Source organism: Lentzea sp. HUAS TT2 (assembly GCF_051853195.1).
Lineage (GTDB): Bacteria > Actinomycetota > Actinomycetes > Mycobacteriales > Pseudonocardiaceae > Lentzea.
In genome coordinates this window covers 2,778,417-2,800,109 of record NZ_CP196667.1, presented here as the reverse complement: position 1 = coordinate 2,800,109, position 21,693 = coordinate 2,778,417, and the positions used below count along the sequence as shown (strand labels likewise).

General features: G+C 67.5%; 21 protein-coding genes, 2 tRNA genes and 1 pseudogene. 7 read left to right on the top strand and 17 right to left on the bottom strand.

Going from position 1 to position 21,693, the window contains the following annotated elements; translation table 11 throughout:
* Positions 1-122: 122 nt before the first annotated feature.
* Positions 123-764 (bottom strand): aminodeoxychorismate/anthranilate synthase component II, encoded by a 642-nt coding sequence (locus ACSHWB_RS13960; RefSeq protein ID WP_439662456.1) that lies wholly within the window; start codon positions 762-764, stop codon positions 123-125.
* Positions 765-841: 77 nt separating this feature from the next.
* On the opposite strand from ACSHWB_RS13960, the gene ACSHWB_RS13955 reads away from it, so the two are divergent.
* Complete coding sequence (locus tag ACSHWB_RS13955; protein ID WP_439662455.1) at positions 842-2,185, top strand: FAD-dependent oxidoreductase; 1,344 nt, start codon at positions 842-844, stop codon at positions 2,183-2,185.
* 105 nt (positions 2,186-2,290) lie between these two features.
* Entirely contained in the window at positions 2,291-2,746 is a 456-nt protein-coding gene (locus ACSHWB_RS13950; protein WP_439662454.1) for a hypothetical protein, read from the top strand.
* Here the strand turns inward: ACSHWB_RS13950 and ACSHWB_RS13945 are convergent.
* Together ACSHWB_RS13945 and ACSHWB_RS13940 are read right to left on the bottom strand one after the other, a co-directional pair.
* Entirely contained in the window at positions 2,733-2,888 is a 156-nt protein-coding gene (locus tag ACSHWB_RS13945; protein WP_439662453.1) for a hypothetical protein, read from the bottom strand. The genes ACSHWB_RS13950 and ACSHWB_RS13945 overlap by 14 nt on opposite strands.
* Positions 2,888-4,084 carry a class E sortase gene (locus ACSHWB_RS13940; RefSeq protein ID WP_439662452.1) on the bottom strand — a complete coding sequence of 399 codons (1,197 nt, stop codon included), beginning with the start codon at positions 4,082-4,084 and terminating at the stop codon, positions 2,888-2,890. Before ACSHWB_RS13940 ends, ACSHWB_RS13945 begins: the two co-directional genes overlap by 1 nt.
* Before the next feature lie 212 nt (positions 4,085-4,296).
* On the opposite strand from ACSHWB_RS13940, the gene crgA reads away from it, so the two are divergent.
* Positions 4,297-4,563: a cell division protein CrgA gene (crgA, locus tag ACSHWB_RS13935; RefSeq protein ID WP_030465604.1), complete on the top strand. Its 267-nt coding sequence runs from the start codon at positions 4,297-4,299 to the stop codon at positions 4,561-4,563.
* A gap of 234 nt (positions 4,564-4,797) precedes the next feature.
* Positions 4,798-5,193 (top strand): PH domain-containing protein, encoded by a 396-nt coding sequence (locus ACSHWB_RS13930; protein ID WP_439662451.1) that lies wholly within the window; start codon positions 4,798-4,800, stop codon positions 5,191-5,193.
* Between the two features lie 7 nt (positions 5,194-5,200).
* On the opposite strand, the gene ACSHWB_RS13925 is transcribed toward ACSHWB_RS13930, so the two are convergent.
* Positions 5,201-6,118 carry a rhomboid family intramembrane serine protease gene (locus tag ACSHWB_RS13925; protein WP_439662450.1) on the bottom strand — a complete coding sequence of 306 codons (918 nt, stop codon included), beginning with the start codon at positions 6,116-6,118 and terminating at the stop codon, positions 5,201-5,203.
* On the bottom strand, positions 6,115-6,663 hold the full coding sequence (locus ACSHWB_RS13920; protein ID WP_439662449.1) for a peptidylprolyl isomerase: 549 nt from the start codon (positions 6,661-6,663) through the stop codon (positions 6,115-6,117). Before ACSHWB_RS13920 ends, ACSHWB_RS13925 begins: the two co-directional genes overlap by 4 nt.
* A 94-nt stretch (positions 6,664-6,757) precedes the next feature.
* On the opposite strand from ACSHWB_RS13920, the gene ACSHWB_RS13915 reads away from it, so the two are divergent.
* Positions 6,758-7,324, top strand: coding sequence for a hypothetical protein (locus ACSHWB_RS13915; protein ID WP_439662448.1), 567 nt, complete (start codon positions 6,758-6,760; stop codon positions 7,322-7,324).
* Position 7,325: 1 nt separating this feature from the next.
* Here ACSHWB_RS13915 and ACSHWB_RS13910 read toward each other — a convergent pair whose 3' ends face one another.
* A complete protein-coding gene (locus ACSHWB_RS13910) occupies positions 7,326-7,859 on the bottom strand; it encodes a DUF2020 domain-containing protein (RefSeq protein WP_439662447.1) in 534 nt (177 codons plus the stop codon).
* A 73-nt stretch (positions 7,860-7,932) separates the two neighbouring features.
* Here ACSHWB_RS13910 and ACSHWB_RS13905 point away from each other — a divergent pair, with 73 nt between their 5' ends.
* The gene (locus ACSHWB_RS13905; protein WP_439662446.1) at positions 7,933-8,361 is read left to right on the top strand and encodes a DoxX family protein; all 429 of its coding nucleotides are present in this window, start codon (positions 7,933-7,935) and stop codon (positions 8,359-8,361) included.
* 217 nt (positions 8,362-8,578) lie between these two features.
* Here ACSHWB_RS13905 and ACSHWB_RS13900 read toward each other — a convergent pair.
* The 11 genes and pseudogenes from ACSHWB_RS13900 to dnaA all read right to left on the bottom strand — a co-directional run bounded on the left by ACSHWB_RS13900 (position 8,579) and on the right by dnaA (position 21,197).
* A tRNA-Ala gene (locus tag ACSHWB_RS13900) sits at positions 8,579-8,651 on the bottom strand.
* 40 nt (positions 8,652-8,691) lie between these two features.
* Positions 8,692-8,811, bottom strand: a pseudogene (locus tag ACSHWB_RS13895) (DLW-39 family protein); the annotation flags it as partial.
* Positions 8,812-8,947: 136 nt separating this feature from the next.
* Positions 8,948-9,021: transfer RNA gene (locus tag ACSHWB_RS13890), tRNA-Ile, on the bottom strand.
* 74 nt (positions 9,022-9,095) lie between these two features.
* Positions 9,096-9,713, bottom strand: coding sequence for a DUF3566 domain-containing protein (locus ACSHWB_RS13885; protein WP_439664592.1), 618 nt, complete (start codon positions 9,711-9,713; stop codon positions 9,096-9,098).
* Positions 9,714-10,182: 469 nt separating this feature from the next.
* Positions 10,183-12,726, bottom strand: a complete 2,544-nt coding sequence (gene gyrA, locus ACSHWB_RS13880; RefSeq protein ID WP_439662445.1) for a DNA gyrase subunit A — start codon at positions 12,724-12,726, stop codon at positions 10,183-10,185.
* A 55-nt stretch (positions 12,727-12,781) separates the two neighbouring features.
* Complete coding sequence (gene gyrB, locus ACSHWB_RS13875) at positions 12,782-14,752, bottom strand: DNA topoisomerase (ATP-hydrolyzing) subunit B (protein WP_439662444.1); 1,971 nt, start codon at positions 14,750-14,752, stop codon at positions 12,782-12,784.
* A 228-nt stretch (positions 14,753-14,980) separates the two neighbouring features.
* On the bottom strand, positions 14,981-15,514 hold the full coding sequence (locus ACSHWB_RS13870) for a DUF721 domain-containing protein (RefSeq protein ID WP_439662443.1): 534 nt from the start codon (positions 15,512-15,514) through the stop codon (positions 14,981-14,983).
* A gap of 118 nt (positions 15,515-15,632) precedes the next feature.
* Complete coding sequence (recF, locus tag ACSHWB_RS13865; RefSeq protein WP_439662442.1) at positions 15,633-16,739, bottom strand: DNA replication/repair protein RecF; 1,107 nt, start codon at positions 16,737-16,739, stop codon at positions 15,633-15,635.
* Between the two features lie 5 nt (positions 16,740-16,744).
* Positions 16,745-17,626, bottom strand: coding sequence for a phosphogluconate dehydrogenase (NAD(+)-dependent, decarboxylating) (gene gnd / locus ACSHWB_RS13860; RefSeq protein ID WP_281251332.1), 882 nt, complete (start codon positions 17,624-17,626; stop codon positions 16,745-16,747).
* Between the two features lie 43 nt (positions 17,627-17,669).
* A complete protein-coding gene (gene dnaN / locus ACSHWB_RS13855; RefSeq protein ID WP_439662441.1) occupies positions 17,670-18,794 on the bottom strand; it encodes a DNA polymerase III subunit beta in 1,125 nt (374 codons plus the stop codon).
* A gap of 810 nt (positions 18,795-19,604) precedes the next feature.
* Positions 19,605-21,197 carry a chromosomal replication initiator protein DnaA gene (gene dnaA / locus ACSHWB_RS13850; protein WP_439662440.1) on the bottom strand — a complete coding sequence of 531 codons (1,593 nt, stop codon included), beginning with the start codon at positions 21,195-21,197 and terminating at the stop codon, positions 19,605-19,607.
* 348 nt (positions 21,198-21,545) lie between these two features.
* Here dnaA and rpmH point away from each other — a divergent pair, with 348 nt between their 5' ends.
* A complete protein-coding gene (gene rpmH / locus ACSHWB_RS13845) occupies positions 21,546-21,689 on the top strand; it encodes a 50S ribosomal protein L34 (protein WP_030465619.1) in 144 nt (47 codons plus the stop codon).
* Positions 21,690-21,693 lie beyond the last annotated feature (4 nt).

The window sequence follows — 21,693 nt, the reverse complement described above, 5'->3', positions numbered from 1 at the left end:
TCTTCGCCCGATCACTGGGCCAGGCGCACTACAACGCCCTGCGGATCGGATGGCCGCACCTCGAAGGCCAGGTGCTCAACACCGAGCGAGACTGCTTCAACTCCGACAAGGCGTGAGAACGGTCAGAGCCGCGCGGCCGAGGCGAGCGTGCGCATGCCGCTCTCCAGCGTCGCGACCGTGCTCTCGGGGACCTCGAACCCGCAGACCCGGAGCCAGTTCGCCAGCATCCGGTGGCCGCCGTCGGTCAGCACCGACTCGGGGTGGAACTGCACACCCTCGACCGGGAGTTCCCTGTGGCGCATGGCCATCACGATGCCGGTCTCGGTCTTGCCGGTGACCTCGAACTCCGCGGGGATCGTCTCCGGCAGCACCGTCAGCGAGTGGTAGCGGGTCGCGATGAACGGCTGCGGCACGCCGGCGAGGACACCCTCGCCCTCGTGGAAGACGATGCTCGTCTTGCCGTGCAACAACTCGGGAGCGCGGTCGACCGTGGCACCCCAGACCACGCCGATGGCCTGATGGCCGAGGCACACGCCGAAGACGGGCTTGCCGCTGTCGGCGCACTTCTTGATGACGTCGATGCTCGCGCCCGCGCGCTCCGGCGTACCGGGGCCGGGGCTGATGAGCACTCCGTCGACCTTGTCGATCTCGCCCAGGTCAACCTCGTCGTTGCGCCGCACGACGCACTCCGCACCCAGCTGAGCCAGGTACTGGACCAGGTTGTAGACGAAGCTGTCGTAGTTGTCGACCACGAGCACGCGCATGGCGAAAGCCTAGTCGGTCGAGTCGAGTGAGTTAGCTCTCGTCTCCACGGAGGTAAGGCTAACCTAAAATAGGTGTCATGAGTCGCCCCTTGCGCGTCGCGATCGTCGGCGCCGGACCGGCAGGCGTGTACGCCGCCGACATCCTGACCAAGTCCGACGTCGACGCGCAGATCGACCTCTTCGAGAAGCTGCCCGCGCCCTACGGCCTGGTCCGTTACGGCGTGGCGCCCGACCACCCGCGCATCAAGGGCATCGTCACGGCCCTGCAGAAGGTGCTCGACAAGCCGTCGGTCCGCTTCTTCGGCAACGTCGAGTACGGCGTGGACATCAAGCTCGACGACCTCCGCCAGTTCTACGACGCCGTCATCTTCTCGACGGGCGCCTCCACCGACCGCGCCATGGACATCCCCGGCATCGACCTGCCTGGCAGCCACGGCGCCGCGGACTTCGTGTCCTGGTACGACGGCCACCCCGACGTCCCCCGCACCTGGCCGCTCGAAGCGCGGTCCGTCGCCGTGCTGGGCGTGGGCAACGTTGCCCTGGACGTGGCGCGCATCCTGGCCAAGACCGCCGACGAGCTGCTGGTGACCGAGATCCCGGCGAACGTCTACGAGGGGCTTACGACGTCCCCGGTCACGGACGTGCACGTCTTCGGCCGCCGCGGCCCGGCGCAGGCCAAGTTCACGCCGCTGGAACTGCGCGAGCTCGACCACTCACCGAACGTCGAGGTCATCGTCCACGCAGAGGGCATCGAGTTCGACGAGGCGTCGATGCACGCGATCAGGACCAACAAGCAGGTCGAGATGATCGTGAAGACCCTCCAGGAGTGGGCGATCCGCGACGTCGGCACCCGCCCGCGCCGCCTGCACCTGCACTTCCTCGAAGCACCGGTCGAGGTGCTCGGCACCGACCGCGTCACCGGCCTGCGCACCGAGACCCAGGAGCTGACCGGCGACGGCAACGTCCGCGGCACCGGCACCTTCACCGACTGGGACGTCCAGGCCGTCTACCGCGCGGTCGGCTACCTCTCGACGCACCTGGCCGACCTCCCGTTCGACCACGTCTCGGGCACGATCCCCCACCTCGCCGGTCGCGTGCTGGACCTCGACGAGGTGCCGATGCCCGGCGTCTACACGACCGGCTGGATCAAGCGCGGCCCGATCGGCCTCATCGGCCACACCAAGGGCGACGCGCTGGAGACCATCACCAGCCTCCTGGAGGACGCCGCCGCACTCCCCCTCGCCACGTCGCCCGCGCCGGAGTCGGTGGTCGAGTTCCTCGAGCAGCGCGGCGTGCCGTTCGTGACCAACGAGGGGTGGAGCCGGCTCGACGCGCACGAGATCGCGCTGGGGGCGGCGCACGGGCGTGAGCGGGTGAAGGTCGTGTCGAGGGAAGAGATGACCGCGGTCTCGAACGGCTGAGAAGGCTTGAACGGCTGAACGCCGTTCCCCGATGAAGCCGCCATCGCGTGTGGGCGCGGTGGCGGTTTCACCATTTTCGGTCGCGCCCGCACGCACACTTGTCCTGTGAGTCCCGAACTCGACGAGCGGTTGCTGCGTCTCAACCTGGCCTGCGCCGACAACGCGATCGACCCGCAACGCGTGGTGTGGCTCGCCTGCGACCTGCTGATCGCCGGTCTGGACTCCCCTGCTCTGAGCGAGCTCGCCGGCGAGTCACCGACCCGGCTGACACAGCGAGAAGCCGATGCGCTGGTCAGGCAGGTGCTCGTCGAACTCGGCTGCACGCTGATGACCGAAGACGAGGCCGACTGGTTCCTCGGCCGTGAAGCCGCACGCAAGGTCATCGCCGGTGCGCCGCGCACGGAGTGGAACGGCGCTTCCTGGCGCATCACCACCAAGGTGAACGACGACGAGGACGGCGTCTTCTGGGCGTTGGCCCGGTACGACACCGACCCTGAGCCGTTCCGCGGTTACGTCCGCGAGTACCTGCGGCTCGCCGAGGAGCAGCTCACTCGGTGGTGACGTTGTTGAACGGCAGCTTCGGCTCCGCCCACGGGAACACCACGAACATCAGCAGCCCGACGATGGCGACGACCAGCACCACGGCCTCGATGACCCGCAGGAACAGCGGGCCCGGCAGGTGCCGCCAGATCCAGCCGTACATCAGCCCTCCGTCATCTCGGGCGGCACGAAGCCGTCGGCCACCGGGTAGCTCTTGGTCTCGATGGCGTGCACGATCAGGCGCTGCTTGTCGGAGAAGCGCGGGTGGCAGGTCGTCAGGGTGAGCAGACGGGCCTGCTTGTCGACCGGCACGGTGGTGCCGACCTGGTGCGGGATGGGGGCGATCACCTCGCCCTGGGTCGGGACGACGATCTCCTGGCCGACGGTCTTGGCGTAGGCCTCGCCGAGCGTCGTCGACAGCGGTGCGACGCCGGTGCAGGCCGCTTCCTTCGACTTCGGGTTCGAAGCCCAGCCGGCCACCTCGTTGCTCATCGGCAGCACCCGGTAGACGAACCACTCGGTCTGGGTCTGCACGACGATCGAGTTGCAGGACTGCAGCAGGTCGAGGTCGTTGAACGGCGCGCCCTTGCCGACGCGGTGGCCCGCGATGGCGAAGTTGCCGCCCTCGCCGGGCTGGGCGGTGTCCTTGTAGTGACCGGGGCCGATTTCGAGGTGCTTGTCCGTGGTGCCCTCGACGACGGAGAACTTCCAGTCGTTGCCGAACACCGGGATGTACATCTTCGCGAAGGCCTTGCCCTCGATGAGGTTCAGCTGCGACTTGCGGTTCGGGTCCGCTGGCGGGGGCGTGACGACGTTCGAGCTCCATTCCGAGTCGAGCGCCGCAGTCGCGTCCTGCTGCTTTTCCGCGGAGAGCAGGTCGGTCACGTAGACCTCGTAAACAACGAACAGCAGGACGACCAGGCCCATTGTGATGAGGGCTTCGCCAACGCCTCGCACTGTCTTGCGCGCAATGCTGTCCGGCGGGACGGCCGGCGGTTCGTCGTCGTAGTGCTCGTCATCGTCGTAGTACTCGTCGTCGTAGTCGTCCTCGACGCGCGGGATCACCTCGGTGGCCGGATCGACCGGGCGGGGACGTGGCGGCATCGGCCGCGGGGGCATGCCCCTGGGCGGCGTTCCGGGCGGCATTCCAGGCGGAGGACCGGGTGGCAGTCCGGGCGGAGGACCGGGACGGCCGGGCTGGGGCGTTCCGCGGGCGGGTGTGCCCGGCGGCGGGGTCCAGGCCGGTGGGCCCTGGCGGTGCTGCGACTGGCCGTTCGGCGGAAGGCTTCCGGAGAACGCGCTGGTGAACTGGGTCGCCTCCGGTGGCGGCACAGCGTTGGACGAGGGTGTGGCCCGCACGTGCTGAAGGTCATCACGACGGGGTGCAGGGCGCCTTGGTGGCGGCTGCTGCGGTCCCGAGTTCACCTGAGAACCTCCGCGCGGACTGTGAACTGAAAACAACTGCGTCTACAAGGATGGTTCGCTGACCACCATCGCTACGTTAACGTGTCTCCTGAGTAGTGCACGTAAACTCGCGTCACTCACGGATATCCACGTCAGGCGAGGACAGCATGCCCAAGTCGAAGGTCCGGAAGAAGGCGGTCTACACCGCACCCACTGACCGCCGCACGCCGGTCAAGGTCAAGGCAGCGGGGCCGTCTCACCCGGTCTACGTCGTTGTCATGCTCGGCTTCATGCTGCTGGGCCTCGCGTGGCTGGTCGTCAACTACATCGCGGCCGAGAAGATCCCGTTCATGCTCGAGCTGGGCGCGTGGAACTTCGCGATCGGGTTCGCGCTGATGATCATCGGCCTGCTGATGACGATGCGCTGGCGCTAGGCGCTCGGCAAGTCACCGTTCGTAGAGGTCGGCCCGGACGTCACACGTCCGGGCCGACCTTTGTTTGCGCCCGGTTCACCTGGTTCATCCGAGCGTCACCGAAGCACACGGCTGTAAGTCATCCCCATTGGGGACAAGTCCTGTGGACAACTTTGCACCAAAATGCACAAGCGACGGTTTTCCCTCATGCGGACCCGTTCGGTTGTCCACATTTCATGCGGGACACTCGACAGTGTGACTCGAACCTGGTCCACGCCCGCCCCGCTGGTCGCCTCCGCGTGGGTGGTCGCCCTCGCCCTCGCCGTCGCGGCACTGACGGTCGACGACAACGCGGGCCGCCTGCTCGTCGGACTGGCAACGCTGCTGGTCACCTACCTCGCGGCGTTCGCCACGATCGCCCGGCCGAGACTCACCGCGGACGTCGACGGCCTGGCCGTGCGCGGGCTCACGAGCACCACGCGGCTGCCGTGGCACGAGGTGAAGGTCAAGCTGCAGACCACCCGCCGGCTCGGCAGGGAACAGCAGACGCTGGAACTCGACGCCGACGACCGTCTCGTGGTGCTCACGAGAGTGGACCTCGGCGCCGATCCCGAAGAAGTGGCCGGAGTGCTGCACGCACTGCGGCCGTGAATCGGTTCTAACGGCACGTCCTGGCGTACTCGAGGACGAGTTCCGCCGCCGTGTCGAGTTCCGCGGCACGCAACGCGAACATGCCGCCGAGCAACAACGCGGCCACGACGACCGCACCGATCTGGTAGGCGTTGCGGTTCTTCTGCGGCGCCCTGACCATCGCGAGCGTCAGCAGGCCGCCGATCACGAACCCGCCGAGGTGTCCGAGCAGCGAGGCGTTGGTGAAGAGGTTCGACACCAGGTTGATGCCGACGATCACGACGATCGTCGAGATGTCCCGCTTCTGCCGCTTGAACACGATCAGCAGGGCGCCCATCAGGCCGAACACCGCGCCGGACGCTCCGGCGAGCTGCTGGCAGACGGTGCCGAAGTAGAACGCCGCCGCACTGCCGCCGAGCAGCGACAGGAAGTACACGGCGCCGTACCGCAGCCTGCCCAGCTCCTGCTCGATCACGGGGCCCACCACGAAGAGGGCCGCCATGTTGAGCACGAGGTGGATCAGGCCGAAGTGCATGAAGCCCGACGTGAGGACACGCCACCACTCACCGTTGGCGGTGAGCTCGGGAATCATCGACGTCGCTGTGAACAGGCCCGACCGCTGGTTGTTCATCGGGCTTCCTGACTGGAAGACCGTGACGACGTACGCGAGCACGTTGAGCGCGATCATCACGTACGTGAAGACCGGCCGGCCGTTCGAGACCGTCGCACCCGCGAGCGTGCGGGGTTGGCGGATCGAGCGGGCGCCCTCGTTCACGCAGTCGACGCACTGCATGCCGACCGACGCGTCACGCAGACAGTCCGGGCACGCCGGACGGTCGCACCGGGAACAGCGCAGCCGGGTGGGCCGATCGGAATGACGTACGCAGACCGGGGTCTCCGGCTGCGCTCCGATCGGCCCGTCCGGTGGCACGGGGGCGTTGCTCACGCGCGTTCGATCGTGATCCGCTCGATCTTGATGTCGTTGACCGGACGGTCGCCCGCGCCGGTCGTGGTGCCGCCGATCGCGTCGACGACGTCGCGGGACTCCTGGTCCGCGACCTCACCGAAGATCGTGTGCTTGAAGTTCAGCCACGTCGTCGGCGCCACGGTGATGAAGAACTGCGAGCCGTTGGTGTTGGGGCCGGCGTTCGCCATCGCGAGCAGGTAGGGCTTGTTGAACTGCAGGTCGGAGTGGAACTCGTCCGCGAAGCGGTAGCCGGGGCCACCGCGGCCGGTGCCGGTCGGGTCACCGGTCTGGAGCATGAAGCCCGCGATGACGCGGTGGAAGAGGGTGCCGTCGTAGAACGGACCCGTCTTCGTGCCACTCGCGTTCGCCTCGGTGTAGGTCTTCGTGCCCTCGGCGAGCGTCACGAAGTTCGCCACCGTCTTGGGGGCGTGGTCGGGGAAGAGGTTGATCCGGATGTCGCCCTGCGTGGTGTGCAGGGTCGCCGTCACCTTGGTCCCGACGAAGGATTCGTTGCTGTCAGCCACCACCCCATCGTGCCATCCACGGGCGCCGATGTTCAGAAAGGGGCACGATGGGTACCTCTATGACATCACCGGACGACAACGTGTGGAGCACAGGATGGACGAGGTGGACGTCATGACCCGCGCCGGCGAGAACGTTGGCAAGGCTGTCGGCACCAGCCTGAAGGCCGCGCGTCAGGGTGTCGTTCGCGCTGGTCACGCGGCCGAGGCCAAGCTCGCTGACCGCGGTATCACAGCTGACCAGGTTCGCGGCGCACTCGTGGAGCGGGCCGACACGCTCATGGGCAAGGCCGAGGACTGGGAGAAGCAGACACGCCGCTCTCGCAAGCGCCTCGCCAAGAAGAGCGCGAAGACCCGCGCCGACCTCATCGGCAAGGCCGAGGTCGTGCGCAAGGAAGTGAAGAAGGCGGCCAAGGGCGCCCGCAAGGACGCGAAGCTGCGCGCCAAGGAGATCCGCAAGGCCGCGGCCCAGCTCGGTGCGGACGCACCGAAGCGCCGCCGCTGGCCGTGGGTGCTCGGTCTCCTGATCGCCGCCGCCGCGGCGGGCTACGTCGCGATGACGCGCAGGCCGCAGGAGATCCAGCTGCAGGACGAGGAGCAGGCCCCGCACGCGGAGCCCGTCCTCAACGGGCAGGTGCCCTCCCAGAAGGAGCCGATCAAGTAGGTCAGAGCTTGAGGCCCTTGATCGCTTCTTCCGCGATGCGCCGGGCCTTGATCGACTGCTTCTGATTGCTCGTGACGACCACAGCGGCGTCGCTCTTCGCCACGGCGTAGACGACGCCGCTGTCGTTGCTCACGTACCCTCCGGTCCAGCCGGTGGGCGAGTTCGCGGGCTGTGAACCGTCCGGCGCCGCCTCGTTCACGATGAGCTTCGCCACACGTTGGTCACCCACGTAGACCCGCACGGTCAACTGGATCTCAGTTGCGTTCGCGTAAAAAAAACACGCTGGGTGAGGCTCGTCCGTTGACAGTTTCACTTTGGGTACACGCTGCCCGTTCGCCTCCGCGACGAATCCGGTCGCCAGGTACGGGCAGGCGCCGTCTTTCGCGGGCTGCGGCACGGGCGGCACCGTCGCAGCCGCGCTGGTCGTGGTGGGGGCCTGCTGGGTCTGGGGCGCGGGCACCGGCTTGCTGGGGACGACATCCGGGCCACATGCGGCGAGCAGGCCGAGCAGGGGCAGCAACAGTGCTCGTTTCATAGGGGCAACAGTCAACCAGATACCTAAAGCGCCTTGAGCGGGACACTCTAAATTGGTCCATACCTTTTGTGCCGTGCCCCCTGCCCCCGCCCCCTGGAAGGACCCGATCATGGAGTTCCTGGAGCAACGACGAGAACACGCCCTGGCGCTTTTCCGCATCATCATCGGTCTGTTCTTCGTGTTCCACGGAGTGCAGAAGCTGTCCAAGGGAGTCGAGCTGGTGTCGTGGCCGTCCGGCCCGATGGCTCTCATCGAGCTGATCGGCGGCGGTCTCATCCTCATCGGTCTGTGGACCCGCTGGGCGGCGCTGCTCAGCTCCGGCGCCATGGCCTACGCGTACTTCGTGGTGCACCAGCCGAAGGGCCTGCTCCCGATCGAGAACGGCGGTGAGCTCGCCGCGGTCTACTCCTGGGCGTTCCTGCTGCTGGCCTTCACAGGTGCCGGCGCGTGGAGCATCGACGCGCTTCGCAAGGCACCGAAGAAGTCACTCGCCGCAGCGTGACGTGATGTGCGGAATGCACTGATGCCCCGTTCGCAACGGCGCGAACGGGGCATCTACGTCATCACCACCGGGCAAGCGGTCTGATGGTCCGACCGCCGACTGCTGGGGGTCCGGGGGCTTGCCTCCGGCGTGGGGTTTGGGGGCTCGGCCCCCAAAAAGCACTTCGGGCCGAGGAGGTCTGCGCTTTCCGCAGACACTCCTCGACCCGAGGAACGAATGGAGACGAGGGGAATCGAACCCCTAACCCCCGCCTTGCAAAGGCGGTGCTCTGCCAATTGAGCTACGTCCCCGAGCCTGGGGGCGGCGAACCGCCCGTCAGAGCGAAGATCAGTCGGTGGGAGCGGTGGCCTCGCGCCACAGGTCCGCGTCGGCCTTGGCCGAACGGCTGCGCTTCACGAAGAACAGGACCGCACCGGCGACCACGACGAGTGCGATGATCTTCTTAGCCACTCTGAACCCCTCCAAAGACGGTTATGCCCCGACTACCAGACCAGCCTACAGGCTTTTGGGGTCTTCGGCCGGGGCTCCGGAACTCACGTCCGGACAGAATCGAGATAGTGATTCGAGAAGAAGATTTCGAATCGAGTGGGCCTAGGAGGACTTGAACCTCCGACCTCTTCATTATCAGTGAAGCGCTCTAACCGCCTGAGCTATAGGCCCTCGATCAACTGTCACCCCCTTGGGGCGACGAGGAGAACCTTACAGGATCGTCCTCGCCGCTCCAAAATCGGGGGTCACTCACGCTCGGAGAGCGTCAACTCCAAGCCGCCGGCCAGATCTGCGGACACGTTGTAGACGAACGCGCCGACGGTCGCGAGAGCCGTGAACAGCACGATGTTGACGGCACCGATGATCGCCGAGACGCCGAACACGCGGCCGGCGCTGATCAGCGGCTCGCCCGGCTCGTTGGCCTGGAGCAGGTCGTTCGCGGTGCTGTTGATCTTGTCCCAGACACCCATGCCGTGCAGCACGCCGTAGAGCACGCCGACCGCCACGAGCCAGACGAAGAACAGCGAGACGCCGAGCACCAGGGCGAGCTTGAGGACCGACCACGGGTCGACGCGCTTCACCTGCAGCGAGGCGCGGCGCGGGCCGCGGCCGGGACGGCGGGCCGACGGGGTCGACGCGGCGGGACGGGCCGCGCTGTTGCCCATGTTCACCGACGTGCGGCTGCTGCCGAGGCCCACCGGCACGGCGGAGCCCGTGACCACGGGCTTCTGCACCTTGACGGTGTCCGGGTCGGTCACCGGGAACGCCGGCGACGGCTCGGAAGCCGACGGGGCCGGCGGCGCGGACGGAGCCGTGTACGTCTCGGTCGTGTCGTGCTGGGCGGCCTCGGTGTCGTTCGTCACTCGCTGCCAGGGCGGCGGTGCCGAGACGACGACCGGCTCGTCGGCGACGGGCGCCGCAGCGGATGCCGCAGCGGGTGCCGGGGTCGACGTGCCGAGCGAGACCGTCTTCTCCTCGACCGGAGCGGCCGGGGCGGGTGCCGGGGTCGCGACGGCGGGAGCGGGTGCCGGAGTGGCCGGAGCCGGAGTCGGAGTCGCGGCGGCCGCGGGTGCGGCCGGCTTCTCCTGAGCGGGGGCGGCGGGGGCGGCGGCCTCAGCCGCCTTCTCCGCCGACACCGGCTTGGTCTTGTCCTGCGCGGTTCCACCCGAGGAACCGGAGGCCGCTGCCGATTCCGCCTTCTTCTCCGCAGGCTTCTGCGCGGAGTTCTGGGGAGTCGGTTTGGTGATCACCGCGGTCTTGTCCGCGTCCCGACCTTCGCGGTTCTCGGGTGGAGTCACGAGCTTGTCCTTGACCTCTCGCTAGCGATTCCGACTACTCAGCCGAGTCGGTGGGGGGTGCTGCCTCGTCGGCGGCAGTGTCCTCCGCGGCAGAAGCCTCACTGATAGTGACGTCGCTGGGCTCATCCGCGTTGCGTGCGACGGCGATCAAAGTGGTGCTCTCGCCGAGGTTCATCAGCCGCACGCCCTTCGTCTGCCGTCCAGCCTTGCGCACCTGCTCGGCCCGAGTCCTGATGACCCCGCCGCTCGAGGTGATGGCGTAGAGCTCGTCGTCTACGTCGACGATGAGCGCGCCCACCAGCCTGCCACGTCGGCGGTCGTGCTGAATGGTCAGCACACCCTTGCCGCCACGGCCCTGGACCGGGTAGTCCTCGATCGGCGTTCGCTTCGAGTACCCACCGTCCGTCGCGACCAAAACGAACAGGCCCTCCTGGACGACGCCGACCGACAGAAGCTCGTCATCGGCGTTGAACCGCATGCCCTGCACACCTGACGTGGCGCGCCCCATGGGGCGCAGCACGTCGTCGGTCGCGTGGAAGCGGATCGACTGGCCGTCGGCCGACACCATGAGCAGGTCGTCGTCCGCCGAGCAGAGCACCGCTCCGACCAGCTCGTCGTCCTCGCGCAGGTTGATGCCGATAAGACCACCCGATCGGTTGGAATCGAAGTCGGAGAGCTTCGACTTCTTCACCAGACCCTTGCGGGTGGCGAGCACCAGGTACGGCGACACGAGGTAGTTCGGGATCTGGATGACCTGCGCGATCTCCTCGTCCGGCTGGAACGCGAGGAGGTTCGCGACGTGCTGGCCGCGGGCGTTGCGGTTCGCCTCGGGCAGCTCGTACGCCTTCGTGCGGTACACGCGGCCCTTGTTCGTGAAGAACAGGATCCAGTCGTGCGTCGAACACACGAAGAAGTGCGCGACGATGTCGTCCTGCTTGAGCTGTGCGCCCTGGACTCCCTTGCCGCCGCGCTTCTGCGCTCGGTAGAGGTCGGTCTTGGTGCGCTTCGCGTAGCCGGTGCGCGTGATCGTGACGACCACGTCCTCGACCGCGATCAGGTCCTCCATGGACACGTCGCCGTCGAACGGGATGATCTTCGTGCGGCGGTCGTCGCCGAACTTGTCCACGATCGCCGTGAGCTCGTCGCGCACGATCTTGCGCTGCCGCTCCGGCTTCTCGAGGATGTCCTTCAGGTCCGCGATCTCGATCTCGATCTCGGCCAGCTGGTCGATGATCTTCTGGCGCTCCAGGGCCGCGAGCCGGCGGAGCTGCATCTCGAGGATCGCGTTGGCCTGGATCTCGTCGACGTCGAGGAGCTCCATCAGGCCCGTGCGCGCGATGTCCGGCGTCTCAGACCGGCGGATCAACGCGATGACGGCGTCGAGCTGGTCGAGCGCCTTCACCAGACCGCGCCAGATGTGCGCGCGCTCTTCCGCCTTGCGCAGGCGGAACTTCGTCCGCCTGATGATGACCTCGATCTGGTGCTTCACGTAGTGGCGGATCATCTGGTCGAGCCGCAGGGTCCGCGGCACGCCGTCGACCAGCGACAACATGTTCACACCGAACGAGTACTGCAGCTGGGTGTGCTTGTAGAGGTTGTTCAGCACGACCTTGGCGACCGCGTCGCGCTTGAGCGTGACGACGATGCGCATGCCGATGCGGCGGTTCGACTCGTCGGCGATGTTCGCGATGCCGGTGAGCTTGGCGTCGCGCACGAGCGAGGCGATGTTCTCGACCAGGTTGTCCGGGTTGACCTGGTACGGCAGCTCGGTGACGACCAGGATCGTGCGGCCCTTGGCGTCTTCGTCCACCTCGACGACCGCGCGCATGCGGACCGAGCCGCGGCCGGTGCGGTAGGCGTCCTCGATGCCGGAGGTGCCGAGGATCTGGCCGTACGTCGGGAAGTCCGGGCCCTTGATGCGGGCGATCATCGCCTCGAGGGTCTCCTCGTCGGAGGCCTCGTGGTTGTCCAGCGCCCACACCACGCCCTCCGCGACCTCGCGGAGGTTGTGCGGCGGGATGTTGGTCGCCATGCCGACGGCGATGCCGGAGCTGCCGTTGATCAGCAGGTTCGGGATGCGCGACGGCAGGACGGTCGGCTCCTGGATGCGACCGTCGTAGTTGTCGCGGAACTCGACCGTGTCTTCCTCGATGTCGGCCAGCATGTGCATGGCCAGCGGGGAGAGACGGCACTCCGTGTACCGCATGGCGGCGGCGGGGTCGTTGCCGACGGAGCCGAAGTTGCCCTGGCCGTCGATCAGCGGGTAGCGCAGTGCCCACGGCTGGGCGAGACGCACCAACGCGTCGTAGATCGCCGAGTCGCCGTGCGGGTGGTAGTTGCCCATGACGTCGCCGACGACGCGCGCGCACTTGTTGAAGCCGCGGTCGGGACGGAAGCCGGAGTCGAACATCGAGTACAGCACCCGGACGTGCACGGGCTTGAGCCCGTCACGCACGTCCGGCAGCGCACGACCCACGATGACGGACATCGCGTAGTTGATGTACGAGTTCTGCATCTCCTGCTGGATCTCGACCGGCTCGATGCGGTCGTGCTGCGGGGGCAGAGTCGTATCGGTCACTGTTCTCTTTCCTTCTCGCCAGAAACGCCAGGATGCCTAGGGACCAAGACCGGACTCAGATGTCCAGGAACTTGATGCTCTTGGCGTTGCGGGTGATGAACGAACGGCGTGCCTCGACGTCCTCGCCCATGAGCACGCTGAACAGCTCGTCGGCGGTGGCCGCGTCGTCCATGGTGACCTGCCGCAGGATCCGGTTCGCCGGGTCCATGGTGGTCTCCCACAGCTCCTCGGCGTTCATCTCGCCAAGACCCTTGTACCGCTGGATGTTGTCTTCCTTGCCGAGCCGCTTGCCGGCCGCGAGACCGTCCTTGATCACGGCGTCGCGCTCGCGGTCGGAGTAGGCGTACTCCGGCTCGGTGCGCTGCCACTTGATCTTGTACAGCGGCGGCTGCGCGAGGTACACGTGGTTGTGCTCGATGAGCGGCTGCATGAAGCGGAACAGCAGCGTGAGCAGCAGCGTGCGGATGTGCTGGCCGTCGACGTCGGCGTCGGCCATCAGCACGATCTTGTGATAGCGCAGCTTCGAGAGGTCGAACTCGTCGTGGATGCCGGTGCCCAGTGCCGTGATCAGCGACTGGACCTCGGTGTTCTTCAGCACGCGGTCGATGCGCGCCTTCTCGACGTTGATGATCTTGCCGCGGATCGGCAGGATGGCCTGGTACATGGAGTCCCGGCCTTCCTTGGCCGAGCCACCTGCGGAGTCGCCCTCGACGATGTAGAGCTCGCAACGCTCCGGCTCGGTCGAGCGGCAGTCCTTCAGCTTGCCGGGCAGGCCGCCGATGTCGAGCGCGCCCTTGCGGCGCACCAGCTCGCGGGCCTTGCGGGCGGCGATGCGGGCCTGCGCCGACGACACCGACTTGGTGACGATGGTCTTGGCCTCGTTGGGGTGGCGCTCGAACCAGTCGGCCAGGTGCTCGTTCGTCGACTTCTGCACGAACGACTTGGCCTCGCTGTTGCCCAGCTTGGTCTTCGTCTGGCCCTCGAACTGGGGCTCCTTGAGCTTCACCGAGATGATCGCGGCGAGACCCTCGCGGATGTCGTCACCGGTGAGGTTCGTGTCCTTCTCCTTGAGGAGCTTCTTCTCGCGCGCGTACTCGTTGACGACTCGCGTCAGCGCGGCGCGGAAGCCCTCCTCGTGCGTGCCGCCCTCGTGCGTGTTGATCGTGTTCGCGAAGGTGTAGACCGAGGCCGTGTAGCCGGTGTTCCACTGCATCGCGACCTCGACCTCGAGGTCCTCGCCCTTCGCCTCGAAGCCGATCACCTTCTGGTGCACGGCCTCGCGCGTGTGGTTGATGTGGCGGACGAAGTCCTCCAGACCACCGGGGTAGTGGAAGACGCGCTCCTTCACCGCGGCCTTGTGGCCCTCGGCGTCGGCCTCCTCGTCCGCCTCCGAGACCCGCTCGTCGCGCAGGACGATGGTGATCCCCTTGTTGAGGAACGCCATCTCCTGCAGGCGGCGTGCGATCGTCTCGACGTTGTACTCGGTGGTCTCGAAGATCTCCGGGTCTGCCCAGAACGTGACGGTGGTGCCCGTCTCCGTCGTCGGCTCGCCCCGGAGCAGCTCGTGCGCGGGCTTGGAGCCCTCGTAGCGCTGGGTCCAGAGGTAGCCGGCGTTCTTGATCTCCAGCTCGACGACGGTGGACAGCGCGTTCACCACGGAGATGCCGACGCCGTGCAGACCGCCGGACACCGCGTAGGAGTCGCTGTCGAACTTGCCGCCCGCGTGCAGCTTGGTCATGACGACCTCGACGGTCGGCACGCCCTCGACGGGGTGGATGCCGGTCGGGATGCCACGGCCGTCGTCGATCACCCGGACGCCGCCGTTGGCCAGCAGGGTGACGTCGACGGTGGTCGCGTAGCCGGCCATGGCCTCGTCGACCGAGTTGTCCACGACCTCTTGGACCAGGTGGTGCAGACCGCGCTCGCCGGTCGAGCCGATGTACATACCCGGCCTCTTGCGCACTGCCTCGAGGCCTTCGAGGACGGTGATCGAGGACGCGTCGTACTCATTCTTCTTAGCTGACACGGGCCTGGAGTCTCCTCGCTGATGCGGGCAGGACCCGCACGGTGATGGGTGACGCTCCCCGTGATTCTACCGGGCCACCCCGACAGAACGGGGTCAAGGACACCTTTGATTCGGTCACAGAGCCCCTCAAGCGGCTCAAGATGGGTCCGGACCGCTGAAACAGGGGTTCAAATGCCCTGGTGAACGCTCATTGAGCCACAGAACGGCCGCTGAGCCCTTGACAGGGCCTCACCCGTAGGTGTCACGCGGACCGCGCCCAGGCGCGTGCCTGGGGCCGTGTCGCCAGCTCGGCGCGTCCGGTCCCTTGATCCTGAGCCTTTTGACGACGCCGTTGCCCACACCCGCGGCGATCCGTTTGATCAGCTCGCGCTGCAGAAGGCGCAGCTGGGTGGCCCACGCCGTCGACGACGCCTGGACCGTCAGTTCCCCGTCACTGAGAGCGATTGGTTTCGCGTGCTCGGCGACGTCCTCACCTACCAATTTTGCCCAACGGGCGAAGACCTGGCCACCCTGGAGTTGCTCGACCCAGCCGCGGTCCGCCGCGATCCTGGACGCGATCCGCCCGAGCGGCTGGGGGTCGCGGTCGTCCGGTCCCGCACCGGACCAACGACGCCGGCGACGGTCGGTCTGACGGCCCCTCGACTTGCTCCCCGGAACCCGTCCGCGAGCCTTCGCGGCCGCCTTCGCCGCCTCCAAAGCCGCCCGCGCGAGGTCCGAGCCCTTGAGCGACTCACCCTCAGGTGTGAATGAACCTGTGGACAAGTCCGGATTTGTGACGGAGTTATCCACACCATCCACAGACTTGTCCCCAGATGTGTGGGCGGACACACCCGATCGAGCTACATGTGGGGGCTTTGAACCCCCAGAGTCAGCCTCCGAGTCAGACACGCCGCACCTCCCCGCCGTTGACCTCGAACCGGGCACCGGTGAGCTCGTCCGGGACGTCCTCCGCCACCGCCGCGGTGATCAGCACCTGCTCGGCGGCGGCCGCCACCTTGGCCAGTTGCTGACGCCGGCCGCGGTCGAGCTCCGCGAACACATCGTCCAGCACGAGCACCGGTTCGATGCCGTCGACACGCATGAGCTCGTACCCGCCGAGCCGCAGAGCCAGGGCGAAAGACCATGACTCTCCGTGACTGGCGTAGCCCTTCGCGGGCAGCTCGCCGAGCGTCAGGTCGAGGTCGTCCCGGTGCGGACCGACGAGGCACACGCCGCGTTCGATCTCCTGCCGCCGCACCCGGTCGAGCTCGCCCATCAGCAGGTCCTCGATGCTCTCCCGGTCCTCCGGCAGATCACCGACGCTCGACCGGTACGAGATGAGCGCCGGACGTGACTCCGGTGCGACCTCCGCGTATGCCGAGGTCACGTGGTCGGCCATGTCGCGGACCAGCTTCAGCCGCGCGGCCAGCAGCTCCGCACCGTGCTGGGCGAGATGCCCGTCCCACACGTCGAGCGTCGAGAGGTCCGCCGAACGGGAGTGCTTCACCGTCTTCAACAACGCGCTGCGCTGCTTCAGGACACGGTCGTAGTCACTGCGAACACCGGCATAACGCGGTGCGCGCAACACCAGCATCTCGTCGAGGAACCGCCGCCGGTCGCTCGGATCGCCTCTCACAAGAGAGAGGTCCTCCGGTGCGAACAACACAGTGCGCAGAATCCCGAGCACGTCACGCGGCCGTGGTACCGGACCCCGGTTGATCCGCGCCCGGTTCGCCTTGCCGGCCGTGATCTCCAGTTCGACGAGCAGCTCGCGGTCGTCGTTGACCACGGCCGTCCGCACTACGGCGCGCTGGGCGCCGTGCCGGATCAGCGGTGCGTCGCTGGCGACGCGGTGCGAACCCAGCGTCGCCACGTACCCGATCGCCTCGACCAGGTTCGTCTTGCCCTGGCCGTTGCGCCCGACGAGCACCGACGCGCCGGGCTCGAGCTCCAGGTCGGCGAGCTCCCAGGAACGGAAGTCGCTGACCTGGAGGTGTCTGACGTGCACCTACCTCATGCCTTCTGGACCGAGTGGCCGCCGAACTGGTTGCGCAGCGCGGCGACGGCGCGCATCGCCGGTGAGTCCTCCTGCCGGGACTGGAACCGCGCGAAGAGCGCGGCGGAGATCACCGGGAGCGGCACCGCGTTGTTGATGCCCTCCTCGACGGTCCACCGGCCCTCGCCCGAGTCCTCGACATAACCGCGCAGGTCGTCGAGCTCCGGGTCGGACTCCAGCGCACGCACGAGCAGGTCGAGAAGCCACGACCGCACAACGGTTCCGCGCTGCCACGCCGTGATGACCGCGCCCACGTTGTCGACGACGTCGGTCTTGTCGAGCAGCTCGAAGCCCTCGGCGTACGCCTGCATCAGGCCGTACTCGATGCCGTTGTGCACCATCTTCGAGTAGTGGCCGGCACCGACCTTGCCGGCGTGCGCGAAGCCTTCCTCGCGCGGACCCTCCGGACGCAGCGCGTCGAAGATCGGCTGTGCTTGCTCGACGTGCTTCGCGTCGCCACCGACCATCAGCGCGTAGCCGTTGTCGAGGCCCCACACGCCGCCGGAGACGCCGCAGTCGAGGTAGCCGATCTCCTTCTCTGCCAACAGGTCCGCGTGGATCCGGTCGTCGGTGAACTTGGAGTTGCCGCCGTCGACCACCAGGTCGCCGGGTGCCAGCAGTTCGGACAGCTCCTTCACCGTGTTACGGGTGATCTCACCTGCGGGCACCATGACCCACACGACGCGCGGCGCTTCGAGCTTGGACACCATGTCCGCCAACGACTCCGAGTCGCTGACCTCGGGGTTGCGGTCGTAGCCGATCACCTCGTGACCGGCACGGCGCACCCGCTCGCGCATGTTGAAACCCATCTTGCCGAGGCCGACGAGTCCGAGCTGCACGGTGTTCTCCCCTACGTTCTTCTGTTACCCGGTAAGGGTTTTCTCAGCCGGGAAGGCGAACGGGCATGAGCAGGTACAGGTAGCCCGGCGCCACGTTCCCATCCTCGTCCACCGGCTTCAGCAATGCCGGGCGGCTGGGTGTGGTGAAGGACAAGTGGACTTTCTGCGTGCGGACGGCACCGAGGCCGTCGAGCAGGTAGCCCGGGTTGAACGCGATGGTGACGGCGTCGCCGGTGTACTCGACCGGGAGCTCTTCCTCGGCGGAACCCTCGTCGTCGCCACCGGCGGACAGGCGCAGACCGCCGTCGACGAACTCGAGGCGGACCTGCGTGCCGCGCTCGGCGACGAGGGACACGCGCTTGATCGCCTGCTGCAGCGCGTCGATGTCGATGATCGCCGCGGCCGAGTGCTCGGAGGGCAGCAACTGGCGGTACTTCGGGAAGTCCGCGTCGAGCAGCCGGGTGGTCGTCCGCTTGCCGGAACCGGAGAGGCCGAGCAGTCCGTCGTTGGCCGCGAGCGACATCTCGACCTTGCTGCCGGACGAGCCGAGCGTCTTGGCCGCGTCGCCGAGGGTGCGGGCGGGGACGAGGACGGCGACCTCGCCGAGCGCCTCGTCCGGCTCCCACGGGAACTCGCGCATCGCGAGGCGGAACCGGTCGGTGGCGACGAGGGTCAGCTTGCCCTCGCCGATCTCGACGCGGACGCCGGTCAGCATCGGCAGCGTGTCGTCCTTGCCGGCCGCGACGGCGACCTGGCTGACGGCCTCGCCGAAGACCTCGCCGGGGAGCTCACCGATCAACTGCGGCATCGACGGCAGAGCGGGGTAGTCCTCGACCGGCATCGTCGGGAGGCTGAACCTGGCGCTGCCACAGCTGATCATCATGCGGGAGCCGTCGACGGCGATCTCGACGGGATGGTTCGGGAGCGCCTTGGTGATGTCGGCCAGAAGACGCCCGGAGACCAGAGCGCGGCCACCGTCGGCGATCGTCGCCGGGACACCGACCTGAGCCGAGACCTCGTAGTCGAACCCGGAGACCGTCAGCGACTCTTCCGACTCCGCGTCGAGCAGCACGCCGCCCAGCACGGGGACCGGTGGACGGGACGGAAGGCTGCGAGCGACCCAGGCGACTGCGTCGGCCAGGCCGTCGCGTTCGACGCGGATCTTCATGAGGCGTCCTTTCCTCGACAGTCGACAAGCCCAACCACGACAACGTGCCAGTGGGGGTTAGGGAGCCTCGACCTCGGAGCTGACCGAGGTGCGGAGCAACCACGTTAGAGCGTCCTGGCCCTTCCCGTCACTTCGGGGTTCGGCCACCGATCCCCGGGAGCTGTCCACGCTGTTTTGCTTTTGAGTTCTTCCTAGAAGAGATCAAACAGCAGTAACAGTAAGGGTTGTGGATTGTGGGGACAGCCCTTAAACATGCAGGTCAAGGTGTCACCCACCATGTGGACTAAGGGGGGATGGCACCCGGGGACAGATCGGCGCACCCGGGGACAGCCAGTTGTGCACAGGTCTCGATCCACAGATCGTCCACAGTTGTCCCCGGGTGCGTCCCCGGGTGCGGGCCAGTTGTACCCGGGTGTTCAACAGGCTTCTGTGGCCAGATCGTGGCCGGGGCCACAGACTTTTCCAGTTGTCCCCACCCCTTCGAGTGTCGGGGGCGAACAGAAAGCCTCGCGGCGCGGCCGATCGAGCCTCGTCTACCCGGGTACGTGCGCGGCGCGTGGTGGTGGTTGGAGCCGCACGTACTGATGCAGTCCCATGTCCTCGCCCAAGTCGTCCCCGGGTGTTGGTCGTCGGGATGAGCCCGCGTCCCCGGGTGCCCGATGCCGGGCCGCGGATCCGTCCCCGGGTGTCCGCCGCCGAGTCGGTCGGTCGCCTCCGGGGCGCTCCCCCGCCGCCGTCCGCCGTCCCCTGGCGCGAACGCAGAAGGGGCCCTCCGCGATGGAGGACCCCTTCGTTGCTACCCGGGTGAGATCAGGGAGTGTGGCGGGCGCGCTGCTTGATCCGCGACGTCAGTTCCTGGACCTGGTCGTAGATCCGCCGGCGCTCCGCCATCTCCTTGCGGATCTTCTTGTCCGCGTGCATGACCGTCGTGTGGTCGCGGCCGCCGAACGTCTGGCCGATCTTCGGCAGCGACAGGTCCGTCAGCTCGCGGCACAGGTACATGGAGATCTGCCGCGCCTGGGCGAGCGCCTTCGTCTTGCCGGGACCGCAGAGGTCGTCGATCGACACCCCGAAGAACTCGGCGGTGACCGCCATGATCATCGGTGCGGTGATCTCCGGCGCGTGCGAGTCCGGGATCAGGTCGCGCAGCACGATCTCGGCGAGCTGGATGTCGACCGGCTGGCGGTTGAGCGACGCGAACGCCGTGACGCGGATGAGCGCGCCCTCGAGCTCGCGGATGTTCCGCTCGATGCGGGAGGCGATGAACTCCAGCACGTCGGCAGGCGCCGCGAGCCGGTCCTGGGCCGCCTTCTTGCGGAGGATCGCGATCCGCGTCTCCAGCTCCGGCGGCTGGATGTCCGTGATCAGGCCCCACTCGAACCGCGTGCGCAGGCGGTCTTCCAGCGTCTCCAGCCGCTTGGGCGGCCGGTCGCTCGACACCACGATCTGCTTGTTCGTGTTGTGGAGCGTGTTGAACGTGTGGAAGAACTCCTCCTGCGTACCTTCCTTGCCCTCCAGGAACTGGATGTCGTCGACGAGGAGAACGTCGATGTCCCGGTAGCGGCGCTGGAAGGCGACCTTGCGGTCGTCGCGCAGCGAGTTGATGAAGTCGTTCGTGAACTCCTCGGTCGACACGTACCGCACGCGCATCCCGGGGAACAGGCGCTGGGCGTAGTGCCCGACGGCGTGCAGCAGGTGCGTCTTGCCGAGGCCGCTCTCGCCCCAGATGAAGAGCGGGTTGTACGCACGGGCAGGAGCCTCGGCCACCGCGACGGCCGCGGCGTGCGCGAACCGGTTCGAGGCGCCGATGACGAACGTGTCGAAGTTGTACTTCTCGTTCAGCCGGGTCTGCGACGGGGACGGGTTCGCCGGCCGGGTGTACGGCAGGTTCGCGTTCGGCGCCGAGCCGACCGCCGCGTTGGCGGTGTTGAAGGTGGGCCAGATCTCGGTGACGGCGGCGAGCGCGTCGCCCGCCTCGTCGACCTCTTCCTCCGCACCGTCGGCGGAGACCGCTTCCTCCGTGATCACGGACCCGGGCGTGTCGCCGTTCGGGATGCCCGGCATCTGCTGCACCGGGGGCACCGGCTGAATCGCCTGGACCGGGATCGGAGTGGTCGGCGGGCTCATGGGACTCACCGGTTCCGGCGAGTCGACCTTCACCGCGAGCGAGACCGTGCGGCCCAGCCTGCGGGACAGAGCCGCGGTGATCGGATCGCGCAGTGCGCGTTCGATCGCTTCTTTCGCGAAGTCACTGGGAGCAGCGAGCAGTGCCGTTCCATCCAGCAACCCGATCGGACGGGTGACCCTCATCCACGCGCGCTGCTGGGGGGACAGGTGGCTGGTCGCCAGTTCCTGCACCACCTCGGCCCACACGAGACCAAGATCGACCTGCTGGTTCGACACCTCCGCGCTCCCCTCCCCTCCACCGGAGCCGATGACTCCACACGTGGACACGGAGAATAGAGGTATCCACAGAGTTATCCACAACTGTGCACTAAAAGGTGCGTTGTGTTGCCGGGCGGTAGCGGCTCCCACGCCAGCTCCGGCATGCGCGAGGGACGAACGGTAACAAGGCTCGGCACGCCTCACAAGACGTGGCGAGGGCCACCCCGATTTGGTCGCCGCACCCGGGCATGCGTACCCTCGTACGAGTCTCCCGCTTGCGACGGGCGCCTTTTGCGCGCCTACGTCCACTGCCGTCGGGGACAACCACTAAGGCTTTGTCAGCAGTGAAGCACCGGGAGACCGACCGTGAGCAAGGGTAAGCGCACCTTCCAGCCCAACAACCGCCGCCGCGCGAAGACGCACGGCTTCCGGCTGCGCATGCGGACCCGCGCCGGCCGCGCCATTCTGGCCGCGCGCCGCAGCAAGGGCCGTGCCACTCTGTCCGCCTGATAGC

Coding starts and splice junctions, on each gene's coding strand:
- ACSHWB_RS13960 (WP_439662456.1), bottom strand. CDS start 764: ATGCGCGTGCTCGTGGTCGACAACTACGACAGCTTCGTCTACAACCTG.
- ACSHWB_RS13955 (WP_439662455.1), top strand. CDS start 842: ATGAGTCGCCCCTTGCGCGTCGCGATCGTCGGCGCCGGACCGGCAGGC.
- ACSHWB_RS13945 (WP_439662453.1), bottom strand. CDS start 2,888: ATGTACGGCTGGATCTGGCGGCACCTGCCGGGCCCGCTGTTCCTGCGG.
- crgA (WP_030465604.1), top strand. CDS start 4,297: ATGCCCAAGTCGAAGGTCCGGAAGAAGGCGGTCTACACCGCACCCACT.
- ACSHWB_RS13915 (WP_439662448.1), top strand. CDS start 6,758: ATGGACGAGGTGGACGTCATGACCCGCGCCGGCGAGAACGTTGGCAAG.
- ACSHWB_RS13910 (WP_439662447.1), bottom strand. CDS start 7,859: ATGAAACGAGCACTGTTGCTGCCCCTGCTCGGCCTGCTCGCCGCATGT.
- dnaN (WP_439662441.1), bottom strand. CDS start 18,794: ATGAAGATCCGCGTCGAACGCGACGGCCTGGCCGACGCAGTCGCCTGG.